The organism is Blastopirellula retiformator (genome assembly GCF_007859755.1).
Taxonomy (GTDB): domain Bacteria; phylum Planctomycetota; class Planctomycetia; order Pirellulales; family Pirellulaceae; genus Blastopirellula; species Blastopirellula retiformator.
Genome location: NZ_SJPF01000001.1, coordinates 1,728,357 through 1,740,674, shown reverse-complemented (window position 1 = coordinate 1,740,674; position 12,318 = coordinate 1,728,357). Strand labels below are relative to the sequence as shown.

General features: G+C 60.2%; 8 protein-coding genes. 1 reads left to right on the top strand and 7 read right to left on the bottom strand.

Features of this window, described 5'->3' with window-relative positions; genetic code table 11:
- Positions 1-42 precede the first annotated feature (42 nt).
- The 7 genes from mutL to Enr8_RS07235 form a co-directional block, all read right to left on the bottom strand.
- Positions 43-1,947: a DNA mismatch repair endonuclease MutL gene (gene mutL, locus Enr8_RS07265; protein ID WP_146429900.1), complete on the bottom strand. Its 1,905-nt coding sequence runs from the start codon at positions 1,945-1,947 to the stop codon at positions 43-45.
- Positions 1,948-1,962: 15 nt separating this feature from the next.
- A complete protein-coding gene (locus Enr8_RS07260; RefSeq protein WP_146429899.1) occupies positions 1,963-3,438 on the bottom strand; it encodes a sigma-54-dependent transcriptional regulator in 1,476 nt (491 codons plus the stop codon).
- A gap of 54 nt (positions 3,439-3,492) precedes the next feature.
- A complete protein-coding gene (locus tag Enr8_RS07255) occupies positions 3,493-4,233 on the bottom strand; it encodes a two-component system sensor histidine kinase NtrB (protein ID WP_146429898.1) in 741 nt (246 codons plus the stop codon).
- A gap of 145 nt (positions 4,234-4,378) precedes the next feature.
- Positions 4,379-6,586 carry a polyribonucleotide nucleotidyltransferase gene (pnp, locus tag Enr8_RS07250; RefSeq protein WP_146429897.1) on the bottom strand — a complete coding sequence of 736 codons (2,208 nt, stop codon included), beginning with the start codon at positions 6,584-6,586 and terminating at the stop codon, positions 4,379-4,381.
- 246 nt (positions 6,587-6,832) lie between these two features.
- Positions 6,833-7,102, bottom strand: coding sequence for a 30S ribosomal protein S15 (gene rpsO / locus Enr8_RS07245; RefSeq protein ID WP_146430027.1), 270 nt, complete (start codon positions 7,100-7,102; stop codon positions 6,833-6,835).
- A 254-nt stretch (positions 7,103-7,356) separates the two neighbouring features.
- On the bottom strand, positions 7,357-9,828 hold the full coding sequence (locus Enr8_RS07240) for a ComEC/Rec2 family competence protein (RefSeq protein WP_146429896.1): 2,472 nt from the start codon (positions 9,826-9,828) through the stop codon (positions 7,357-7,359).
- A gap of 100 nt (positions 9,829-9,928) precedes the next feature.
- The gene (locus tag Enr8_RS07235; protein ID WP_146429895.1) at positions 9,929-11,527 is read right to left on the bottom strand and encodes an FMN-binding glutamate synthase family protein; all 1,599 of its coding nucleotides are present in this window, start codon (positions 11,525-11,527) and stop codon (positions 9,929-9,931) included.
- A gap of 334 nt (positions 11,528-11,861) precedes the next feature.
- Between Enr8_RS07235 and Enr8_RS07230 the strand changes: the two genes are divergently transcribed.
- A complete protein-coding gene (locus Enr8_RS07230) occupies positions 11,862-12,311 on the top strand; it encodes a hypothetical protein (protein WP_146429894.1) in 450 nt (149 codons plus the stop codon).
- The last annotated feature ends 7 nt before the right edge of the window (positions 12,312-12,318 follow it).

Below are 12,318 nucleotides of genomic sequence, written 5' to 3'. Positions count from 1 at the left end.
CATTTGTCGAATCCTATATTCTGGCTTGGACGCGAGTTCGGATCAAATCCTCTCGAAGCGCCGATCAAGCTCTTCTTTCGTAAAAACCAGCGAAGTGGGGCGCCCGTGCGGGCAATGATGGGCGTCTTGGCACAGGTGCCGCAGTTCTAGTAACGCGTCAATTTCTTCGGCCGACAGGCGGTCGCCCGACTTAATGGCCGCTTTGCAGGACATCATGTGAAGTAATTCGTCCAGCAAATCTCGGCGATCGGGCCGTTTTCCGTCTCCTACTAAATGATCGATCATTTCTCGCAACGTGTCGCTTGGTTTGCGCCGATCGAGAATCGCAGGGTAGCTGCTAATCAGGATCGTATCCCCCCCAAAGGACTCGACCTGGAACCCCAGTTTCGCCAGCGTCTCTTGGGCTTCCATGACGGCCGAGAACTCCGACGGCGACAGGTGCATCGTTTCCGGCGTCAGCAGGTTCTGCGTTTCCAGCCGGCCGGCGAGCGCCTTTTCTCGAAATTCTTCGTACAGGATCCGCTCGTGCAGGGCATGTTGATCGATCACGACCATCCCTTCCGGCGTCTCTGTCACCAAATAGCGACGATGTAATTGTAGTGCGCGACCGGGCGTCGGTCCTGCCGGGGTTTCGTGCGGCTCATCAAGGCGGGCCGATTCGACCGCCGACTCTGCATAGCCGCGAGCCGAGGGGCCGCTCTGTAGGGCATCCCGGTCAAAACGACTCAGTTCCAGCGGCTGACGCTGAGCTGAGCGAAAATCGAGATCGAGCGACTCCTGGACCTCACGCTGCCCGCTGGTCGACTCGGTATCGGACGGCAATTGCCCCTTGGCCCACGCGACCAACTCTTCCCGCATCTTGGCGGCCGTCTCGACGTCTTGCCCGTTGATGTTTCCGCCACCGCTGGCGGCGCCATGCAGGTCGTCGGATTCGATCGGCTTGTAGGTGGCGGTCAGGTCGGTCGACAGGAATTTGGTCCGTAGCGTCCCCAACAGCTGACTGTAGATGCGACCGCTGTCCTGAAAGCGAACTTCCAATTTGGTCGGATGGACATTAACGTCGACCATCTCCGGCGGCATTTGCAGGCGGAGGAAAGCGATCGGATATCGACCAGTCAGCAGCAAGCCGCGATACGCCTCGGACAAGGCGTGCTGCAGCGCCCGATCTTTGATGTGCCGCCCGTTCAAAAACAGGAACTGCATCTTGTTGTTGGCGCGATTGAACTTGGGATCGGCCACGTAGCCGGTCAAGCGAATCGCGTCGTCAGCGTTGTTGACCGGAATCAGGTGGGTCGCGATCTCATCGCCGAAAAACGCAGCCAAACGCTCGCGCCAATTGTCGCTCGGCGGCAGGTCGTAAATCTGCCGGGCCCCATGCTTCAGCGTGAAATGGACATGCGGAAAGGCGAGCGCGATACGGGTGAACGCTTCGCTGAGATGCCCGAACTCGGTCTGCGTCGTCCGTAAGAACTTCTTGCGAACCGGCGTATTGAAAAACAGATTACGGACTTCGATCGTCGTCCCAACCGCGGCGCCGCAGGGAGTCACTTCGACCAGTTGCCCGCCGTTGACGTACATCTCGGAAGCGGAGTCGGAATCGGGCGTGCGGCTGCGGAGCCGAAACTGGCTCACCTCGGCGATCGACGCCAACGCTTCGCCGCGGAACCCCAAAGTGCCGACATGAAATAGATCGTCAGCGTCGACGATCTTACTGGTCGCATGCGATGCGATCGAAAGCTGCAGCTGCTCTTCGGCGATGCCGCAGCCGTTGTCGGTGATCCGCACCAGTTCGCTGCCGCCATGCTCGATCGTCACGTCGACCCGCGTCGCACCGGCGTCGACCGAGTTCTCCATCAGTTCTTTGACGACGCTGGCCGGGCGTTCGATCACCTCGCCCGCGGCGATCTTGTTGACCACGCTCGTCGGCAATTGTCGTATCGTCGGCATCCAAGCCCCCTGCGATTAATTCTCGCCGCGAAGATTGTATTCCTTGATCTTGCGATACAGCGTCCGCTCGCCGATCTGCAACATCTTGGCCGCCTCTTCGCGATTTTGATTGGTAAACTTCAGCGTTTCGGCGATGAACCGCTTTTCCAGCTCGTTCATCGGCTGACCGACCAGATCCAGCAAGCCAACGTGCCCATCGGCCGAAACCCCCGTTGAGGTGGACGACGGAGGCGGCAGCGCCACCGGGTGAACCACGTAGTCGGCTTCGTCCATCAGCTCTTCCGGCAAGTCATCGATCCCAAGCACGCCGTCCAGGTCCAACACAACCATGCTTTCGACCAGGTTCCGCAGCTGCCGCACGTTGCCCGGCCAGTCGAATTGGTAGAAGCGTTTGACGACCGCCTTATCGATCCCCTTCACCCCTTTGCCATGCCGTTTGGCGAACTGCCGGCGAAAGTGATCCATCAGCGGAATGATATCGTCGCGACGTTCTCGCAGCGGCGGCACCATCACCGTCACAATGCGCAGACGATAATAAAGGTCGCTGCGGAACGCCCCGCGGTTGATCGCCTCTTCCAGGTTGCAGTTGGTCGCCGAGAGCAAGCGGACGTTGATCTTGATCGGTTTATTCTCACCGACGCGGGTGATCTCGCCCGACTCCAGCACCCGCAGCAACTTCACCTGCGTCGCCATCGGCATGTCGCCGACTTCGTCCAGGAAAAGCGTGCCGCCGTTGGCATATTCGAACCGGCCGACCCGCTCGGTCGCGGCGTCGGTGTAGGCGCCTTTGGCATGACCAAACAGTTCGCTCTCAAGCAGATGTTCGCTTAGCTCGGCGCAGTTAAGCGGTACGAACGGCTTGTTCTTCCGCGGACTGTTCTGGTGGATCGCTTGGGCGACCAGCTCTTTACCTACGCCTGTCTCGCCCTGGATCAAGATGCTGGCGTCGGTTGGCGAGATGCGTTTCAGGCGATCGATGACGTGTCCCATCCGCGCATCGGCGAAGATCAGCCCTTCATAACCAAACCGTTCGTCCAGACGCTGCAAGAGATCGATGTTGGTCTGCCGCAGCTGAACCGTCTCCGCAGCCCGAGCCACGGCGGCGCGCAACTTGTCGGGCGTCAGCGGCTTCTCGAGGAAGTTGAACGCGCCTTGCTGCATCGCTTCGACAGCGATCGAAATCGTGCCGTGCCCGGTGACGACGATCACCTCACACTCCGGCAGGTCGCTCTTCGCTTTCTTCAGGACGCCGATGCCATCGACCTCATTCATCACTAGGTCGGTGATGACTATCTCAAAATCGTCCCGCTCGATCCGCTCAATCCCTTCCGGGCCGCTGGTGGCGACCGTGCAGGGATAGCCGACGCGCTCCAGGCTCTCGCACATCGTCATCGCGTGCGCTTTGTCGTTGTCGACAATCAGGACCCGAAACGCACCGTAATTGATCGGCGCGATCTCCGTCGAATCGGACTTGGATGGAACTCCAGACATGCCTGTTAATTTAACGGAAGCGGGCGAAACTCACTAGAACCAAGCGGCAGTCGACTAATGGCCAATCCGCGCCGGCTTCGGGAATTCCAGGGTAAATTTCGTTCCCCGGCCGATCTCGCTTTGCACGTCGATTCGCGCGTGATGGGCGTCGATAATCTTGCGAGCCAAGGGGAGACCAAGGCCCGAGCCGCCATCCTTGGTGGAATAGAACGCGTCGAACATATGGAGCGCCGTCTCCTCGTTCATTCCGCAACCGGTATCAATCAGCCCGAGAGCGACTCCATGCCGCGTCTCCTGCGAGCGCACCATCAGCGTCCCGCCATCGGGCATTGCCTGAATCGCGTTGATCACGAGGTTCAAGAGAGCCGAATAGAGGGTCTCGGCGTCCAGGTTGATGCTCGGCAAGTCGGGGTCGAGATAGCGGACGATCTCAATCCCTTGCTTCTCGGCCTGGGTGGCGACGAAATCGAGCACGCGATCGACCTGCTCGTTCAGGCTGCCCGGCAACAGGTTCAACTGCCGCAGTCGGGCGAAACGCAGAAAGTCGTCCAGCAGGTTCTGCAAACGCATGCACTGCTCTTGTACGATCTTCGTCTTTTGCAGGGCGCGGCGTTCGGCCGAGGTCTGCGGCGGATCGAGCTCTTCGGAGAGCAGATCCATGTTCATGCGAATCACCGAGAGAGGATTCTTGATCTCGTGCGCCAGCGAGCCCGCCAATTGCGCGATCTCGTTGTACTGCTCGAGCAACCTCTGGTTGATCGTCTGGTTTTCGGCAGAAGTCGTCTGGCCGTCCAACGGTCGATACTCCGCAAGCCTTATCAAGCGAAACGCTGTTACATACGACGAAAACGCCCGGCGACGCAAGCGCGAAGCCGGGCGAATGATCTGCAGGCGTTAGCCCATGATTCCGTTGTCGACTGGGCGACGCTAGACGCTGCGACTAGTCGTCACGACGTCCACGTCCACCGCGACCGCCGCGTCCGCCGCGACCACCACGGCCGCCGCGATCACCACCGCCGCCTTCGCCAGCGCCGGCCGGTTGCGGTTCGCCATTGTCGTCGCCAGCCGGGGCGTCGATCGCCTTATGGCTCAGCTTGACGCGGTCATGTTCGTCGACCAGCAGAACCTTGACCTTCAGCATGTCGCCGACTTTGACAACGTCGTTGACGTTGCCGACGTATTCGTTCGACAGTTCGCTGATGTGGCAGAGACCGTCGCGACCCGGCAGGATTTCGACAAAGGCGCCGAAGTCCTTCACGCTGGTCACGCGACCTTCATAGATCTTGCCGACTTCGACTTCGCCGGTGATCGCCTGAACGCGGGCCATGGCCGCTTCGGCCCATTCCAGCGTCGCACTGGCGACCAACACGGTACCGTCTTCTTGCACGTCGATCGTGGCGCCAGTTTCTTCCTGGATGCTGCGGATCGTCTTGCCGCCGGGACCGATCAGTAGGCCGATCTTCTCGGGGTTGATCTTGGTGGACATCAAACGCGGAGCCCACGCCGACGGCTCGTCTTTCGGCGCCGAAATCGTGGTCAGCATCGTGCGCAGGATCTCGATACGAGCTTCACGCGACTGCTCCAGGGTCGCCTTGATGATCTCGGCGCTAATGCCCTTGATCTTCAGGTCGAGCTGAATGCCGGTGATGCCGTTTTGCGTACCGGCGATCTTGAAGTCCATGTCGCCAAAGTGATCTTCGTCGCCGAGGATGTCGGTCAACAAGATGAAGTCGTCCCCTTCTTGGACCAGACCGACCGAGATGCCGGCCACCGGGTTGCTGATCGGCACGCCGGCCGCCATCAAGCCGAGGGTCGCGCCGCAGACGCTGGCCATCGAGCTAGAACCGTTCGATTCCAGAATGTCCGAGATCACGCGGATCGTGTAGGGGAATTCTTCCGGCCCCGGCAAAACCGGCTTCACGCTGCGTTCAGCCAAGGCGCCGTGACCGATCTCGCGACGGCCCGGACCACGGATCGGGCGGCATTCGCCGACCGAGAACGAGGGGAAGTTGTAGTCCAGCATGAACTTCTTGGCGTATTCTTCCTGCAGGCCGTCGACCCGTTGTTCGTCACGCGAGGTGCCGAGGGTGATCGTGACCAGCGACTGCGTTTCGCCACGCTGGAACACAGCCGAACCGTGAACGCGCGGCAGCACGTCAACGTGACATTCAATGTTACGCAGGGTGTTGCCGTCACGACCGTCCGGGCGAGTTCCCGACAGGATCAGGTCGCGGACGACGCGTTCTTCCAGGTCATGCCAGGCTTCTTTGAAGTCGTCTTCGCAGATGGCGCCTTCGGCAGCCGGATCGGGGATCATTTCCGCTTTGACGCGTTCCTTCAACGCCTTGACCGCTTCGGCGCGGTTCTGCTTGCCTTCGGTCTGCTTGGCCGACTTGAAGTCGTTGTAGTAACGATCGACCAGCGGCTGATAGACGGCGTTCGGCGCGGGCTCTTCCCAAGTGCACGGCTTGACGCCGGCCTTCTCGAAGAACTCCATCTGCAGGTCGCAGATTTCGCGGATGTAGCCGTGGCAGGTTTCGATCGCCTTCAGCATCAGATCTTCCGGCATCTCGCGAGAGAAGCCTTCGATCATCAGGACCGATTCCTTGTTGCCCGAGATGATCAGGTCGAGTTCGCTTTCTTCCAGCTCTTCATGGGTCGGGAAGACGATGAACTCTTCGTTGACGTAGGCCAGACGGACCGCAGCCAGCGGACCTTGGAACGGCAACCCCGAAACGCCCAGCGCGGCCGAGGCGCCGTTCATCGCCAGCACGTCGCCGTCATTCTGACGATCGCTGGAGAGGACGGTGGCCATGACCTGGACTTCGTCGCGGAAACCCTTCGGGAACATCGGGCGGATCGGACGATCGATCAGACGCGAGGTCAGAATTTCTTTGGTGGTCGGACGTCCTTCACGCTTGATGAAGCCGCCTGGGAACTTACCGGCCGCCGCTGTACGCTCGCGATAATCGCAGGTAAGGGGGAAGAAATCAGTGCCGGGTCGAGAAGGGCCGGAAACCGTGGCCGTTAAGACAGTCGTGTCGCCGTATTGCGTGAGGCAGGCGCCCGCCGCTTGTTTCGCTAGATAGCCCGTCTCAAAGGAGAGGGTCAGTTTACCAATTTGCTTTTCAACGCGAGTAGTTTCCACTTTCCGTTTCCTAACAATACATTGCGATCCCCGCGGCGCACTATCCGCTCGGTCATATGAGAAGAACGACCTTGGGCGACGAGAATCATTGTTCCAAAAATGCTTTTAGCTATTTACTTCTTCTTCGGCCTCAGCGCGCGGCCGAACTGCCGACACGCGCGCCTTCGCCGGGCGGACAGACCGCTGCTGCGCCCTGGCGAAACAAAAACGATGACAAGACGAGCCGTCTCGTCGTAAGTCGAACGACTACTTCCGGATGTTGAGCTGCGCCAGCAGTTCCAAGTACTTTTCCGGATCGTGACGCTTCACGTAATCGAGCAAGCGGCGACGACGGCTAACCATCATCAGCAGCCCGCGGCGAGTCGCGTAGTCGTGCTTGTGGGCCCGCATGTGCTCGGTCAGGTTGTTGATCCGCGTCGTCAACACCGCGATCTGCACTTCTGGCGATCCGGTATCTTCGCCGGAACGTTGGAACCCTTGAATGACCTCTTGTTTCTTTTCTTTCGTGATCGACATCGGTTGCGACTGTTTCCGTAGCTTGGCCAACACGAGCGTCTATCCCGGTCAACTCGACCAACACCTCTCCAAACGACTGGGAGGCCGGGGCAGACGACACGCACGTCCGGTCTATTTTCGCCGACTGTGTGTGGATAAGTCCGTTAATGTATCAGTACTAGCGTCGTTTGCAACCGCAGATGCGATTGGCCCCCATTTCACCAAAGCTGCAAATTCCGCAAGACTTACTGCCGTTTGCACTTACAGCGACACCGCTATTTATAGGGGATCACGCGAAGTCCAGCTCGGTCGGCCCGAACCTCAATGGCGCCCTGCTCGGCCGTATGCAAAATCGACCCCGAAAATTCGACTCGTTTAGCCAACCCGGACCGTCGATCCGCCACAGAGCCGCTGACCACCACGATTTCCGGCGTCGACCAGGCCAGAAACAGGGCCGGTTCGCTGCCGGCGCTACCATGATGGGGGGCCATCACCAAGTCGCAGTCAATCGGCTCTTCCCGCAACACACCCTCCATTCCAGGGGTCTCCAGATCGCCCGGCAACAAGATCCGCTGGCCAAACGCCTCCAGCAGCAGGACCAGGCTATTCGCGTTGTCACTTCCCAAAACGCCCCGGGACGTCGGATGGAGAACGGTTACGCTCGCTTCTGGACCAACCGCCAGGCGATCCCCCGCCTTCAAGGTCGCCAGGGGAATTCCTGCCGCTTCTAACGAGTTGCGCAAAAATCGCAGCCCCTCGGTCTCCCGCTCAAACATCACCGGCGAGACGTAAACCTGTCCAACCGAGAAACGCTCGATCAGTCCCGGCACGCCGTTGTAGTGATCGCCGTCGGCGTGCGAAATGAGGACCGCGTCGATATGGGTCACGCCCCGTGACCAGAGCAAGGCGGAAGTTGATTCGGTTGCGCGAGTCGGAGATCCAAGCCGGCCGCAATCGTATAGCAGATTCGAGCCATCCGGAAACTCGACGAAGACCGCCGTTCCATGCCCGACCGAGACGAACGTGCACCGCAGCTCTTCGCCGCTTCCACCGCCCAGCGGAACCAGCCCCGCCAGCAATCCGACCGCACACCATCCGCCCATGGCGATGCCGCCGCGAACCAATGGCCAGTCTAACTGTCGCGTCGCAACGGCTGTCACGGCAAGCAGGACGTAAAAACCATACGTCCACCAGTCGCCTGGACCACCGACCCAGAAACTGCCCGCCGGCAGCGCGTCAGCCGTCGCAACGCCGCGCGCCAGCCAATCGAGACTTCCGTTGCACAAAGCCGCCGCCGGCGCCGCCAACCAACTGGACCACGGGGCGATCAAACTGACCGCCAACCCCGAAGCCAGCGCCACCGACGTTACCAACATCAGCGGCGGTGAAAACAGGAGGGCTGCCGGCGAGATCAGATGAAAGCGGGCAGCGATCAGCGGCAACGCGACGATCCAAATGGCAAACCCGGCCAGATAGGCGGCGCCGACCCAGCGCAGCCCGCCGCGCATGATCCGCACCGGCCAGGGGCGACTCTCGGCAATCAGCCGATCGAGCGGATCCTCGATTCGGTAGTCCATCAACGGCGCGATCCAAATCAACACCGCAACCGCCAAGAACGACAGTTGAGGCCCCACGCGAAAAAGATCCGCTGGATTCCAAACAATCACCACAATCAGCGCCGCCGCCAACGTATTCCACGGCAAGACGCGCCGCTCCGACAGGACGCCCAACGAGAACACGACGACCAGAACCGTCGCTCGTACGACCGGCGGCCGCATGTCGACCAACAACATGTAGCTGACCGCAAACAGAATCACGAACGCCGCGATGGTCCGCGGAGAAAACAGACAAAGCCGCAACACGCCATAAACGACGCCGACCAAAACCCCAAGATGTAACCCAGAGATCGCCAGCAAATGCACCAGCCCCGTCTGCACAAATTCGTCCGACAAGCGGCGATCGACCTCGGTCCGGTTCCCCAGCAACAGGGCGTTGGCCAACGGCGCCGCTTGCGGAGACAACTGCGCCGCCAGGTCCTGCGAGACTCGCCGGCGGATTTCGGCCATCAGGTTCCAGAGCGAAAACTGCGACACTTCCAGTCGCTCGACGCAGTCGCCATAGCTGGTTCGCAGCGAGACCAAGGTCCGGTCAGCGCGGCCATGCGCGGCGAAGTCGAACTCGCCGGGGTTCGACGGTTGCTCGATTCGCATCGCCTGACAAAAAACGCGGACCCGCTCCCCTGCCCCGACCTCCAGCGATTCGGCCTGCACCAGAAGCGACGCTCTGCCGACGGCGGGCCTCCAATTGCGACCATCTCGAATCGCTGAAATCTGCAATCGCAACCGAACGGCGCCATCCTGCTGAAAGTTCTGTAGCGGACTATGGGCCGTCGCCGGAATCGCAGTGGGATAGTCAAGCGCGACCCCTTCTATCGCCAAGGGCTGCGAGACGTCAGTGACGCTCATAGCAATGTCGCTGGCGGCGAACCGATTCCAGGCGGCGTCATGCAGGCGAGCGCCAAACGCCGCTACCGCAATCAACACGCAACAAGAGCCGGCGATCTCCCATCGCTTTCGCCAACAGAAAACCCAGGCCACCAGCGCGGTCGCCATCAGAGCCAGCGGCGAAGAGAGACCGAACGAACAAACCCGGTCCGCCACCATTCCCGCGCATAGCGCCGCCGCAATCAACACCAGCGGTTGATTCAATTCGATCTGGCGCGGCGGCGAAACTTCTGGCGACTCCACGTGAACGTCCCGTGGCCCAAGCGGGGGATACGAAGTCGTTCAATGTAGTCGGAAGACGGGGAGCGCCGCCAATGAATTCCGCATTTCAACAGCGATCTTTTTATGCGCCCGATTCGACGAGCGTGCGATGCCGCTTGCCGTTCACCTTGACCAGCGAATCGCGATCGCTCAGCGGAGCGGTCATGATCTGCCGGATCGTCGCCTGGTCCTCCGCCGAGGGAAGTCCCCATTCGGCCCGATGATCAAACAGCGTCGTCGCCGCGATCGCCTGCAGTCGATCGTCCAGCACGTCAAAGTGATCCAGCGTCACCAGCGAAGGATGAACCGCGCCGCAGGCCCGGCTCAAACGCAACAGCTCTTTTCGCAAGGTCGCCACGTAGTTCGCCACACGGAAAGACTTGAGCGTCGGATCGAGCCCCCGCTTCAGCCACCAGTTTTGCGTCGCGACTCCGGCGGGGCAATGTCCGGTATGGCATCGCTGAGCTTGAATGCAGCCGATCGAGAGCATCGCTTCGCGCGCGACCGAGATCGTATCGCAGCCCAGCGCCATCGCAAACAAGCCGGTCTCGGGAAAGCCGAGCTTGCCCGAGCCGTTAAAGACCACATGGTGATGAACGTCAAATTTCACAAACTCGCGATAGACGCGACCAAACCCAATCTTGAACGGCAACGCCACGTGATCGGCGAAGACCAGCGGTGCGGCGCCGGTCCCCCCTTCGCCGCCGTCGATCGTGATGAAGTCGACGCCGCGATGCGTGCGGGCCATCTGTTCGGCCAGATCGGTCCAGAAGTGCATCTCACCAACGGCTGCCTTGATGCCAACCGGCACGCCGGTCGCATCGGCCAACATCTCGACAAAGTCGAGCATCTGGTCGACGTCGCCAAAGGCGGTGTGGTTCGAGGGACTGGCGCAGTCGCGACCCCGGGGGATGCCGCGGATTCGCGAAATCTCTTCGGTAATCTTGGCCGAAGGCAAGAAGCCGCCGACCCCCGGCTTGGCGCCTTGGCTCAGCTTGATTTCGACGGCGCGCACCGGGTTCGCGGCCACGACCTCTTTGAACTTGCCGAGATCGAAGTTGCCGTTGGAATCACGACAGCCGAAGTAGCCGGTACCGATCTGCAGCATCAAGTCGCCGCCGCGACGATGGTACGGGCTGATTCCCCCTTCGCCGGTATTATGCCAACAGCCAGCCAACTTGCTGCCGATGTTGAGCGCTTCAATCGCGGGACCGCTGAGCGAACCGAAGCTCATGCCCGACACGTTGACGACGCTCTTCGGCCGAAACGCATGACGACGTCCGCGATAAGCGCCCATCACTTTCGCACAGGGAATGCGGAACTCTTGATCGAAGTCGCGCTCGCCAGGATGCGGATCGTGAATCGGAAACGCCGCGTGCTTGATAATCAGATGGTTGGTCGACGACTCCAGATCATCATCGGTGCCGAAGCCAAAGTAGTTGTTTTCTCGCTTCGACGAGGCGTAGACCCAGGTTCGCTGGTCACGGCTGAACGGCCGCTCTTCGTTGTTGCTGGTCACGATGTACTGGCGCAGTTCGGGGCCGATCGCCTCAAGCCAGTAGCGAAAGTGACCAATGACCGGAAAATTCTTTAGAATTGCATGTTTCGTCTGCCAGAGGTCATGAACCGTCATGGCAATGGCCACGACGACAATCACGCCCAAAATAGTGAGGGTCCACATTTTTCTCTCGCCTCTTCACTTGCCTGACAACGACGAAAATCGTCGACCTGCAAAACCTTACAATGATTAGACGTATCGCGACGGCGATTGTTCGTAAAAATCGACATTCTGCGGCTTCTACGACAAAATTTCTCGCACTAAACCTCTCAAACGGAAAGAATTCCGGCAATAGCAGTTCCGGACATGCTTTCACCTTCGTTGGAATGGCCAATTTTTGATCCGCCCGCGTACACCTCCTGATCAGGCGACTGATCCTGAACCCGATTTGCCGCCGCCGCGGTTTTCGCTCCGCGGTCTAGGGATTGTCATTGCGCTGCTCGGAGCGGCCTTTGCTGTGGCGAAATTGGTCAGCCCGATCGCCTCAGCGGCTTTGATCCTATTTTCGCTGACCGTTTTTGGCCATGTCGCGGGCAATTATGTCGGCACGCGGCTCAAGCGGCGAGGGACCGGCAGCCCCAAACCTCTACCCCAGGCCGAGGAAGATCCGCTGTCAGACGACGAATACGCGCCGCGAATGCAACTGGGAGAGACGACCCGCATCAGCAGGTTCGGTTATGGGGTTACCGCCGTCATGGCAATCTTGGGAGCGATCGCCGTCGTCATCGCCGGCAGCTATTGGTCGCCCCAGGAGATCTGGAAACCCAACGTCTTCGCCCTCTGCCTGGCCAGCGGCGCGGCGCTGGGCGGCATCGGCGGTCTGACGATTTTCCATTTCGCTTGGCAGCTGTTTCAAAGTTGGCGCCAGGCGATGCGACATTCCAGTTCGACGACGACGCGCCGATAGACGATTT

Bases quoted from the DNA above. Each gene is read 5' to 3' on its own strand.
- mutL (WP_146429900.1), bottom strand. From the start codon at position 1,947: ATGCCGACGATACGACAATTGCCGACGAGCGTGGTCAACAAGATCGCC.
- Enr8_RS07260 (WP_146429899.1), bottom strand. From the start codon at position 3,438: ATGTCTGGAGTTCCATCCAAGTCCGATTCGACGGAGATCGCGCCGATC.
- rpsO (WP_146430027.1), bottom strand. From the start codon at position 7,102: ATGTCGATCACGAAAGAAAAGAAACAAGAGGTCATTCAAGGGTTCCAA.
- Enr8_RS07235 (WP_146429895.1), bottom strand. From the start codon at position 11,527: ATGTGGACCCTCACTATTTTGGGCGTGATTGTCGTCGTGGCCATTGCC.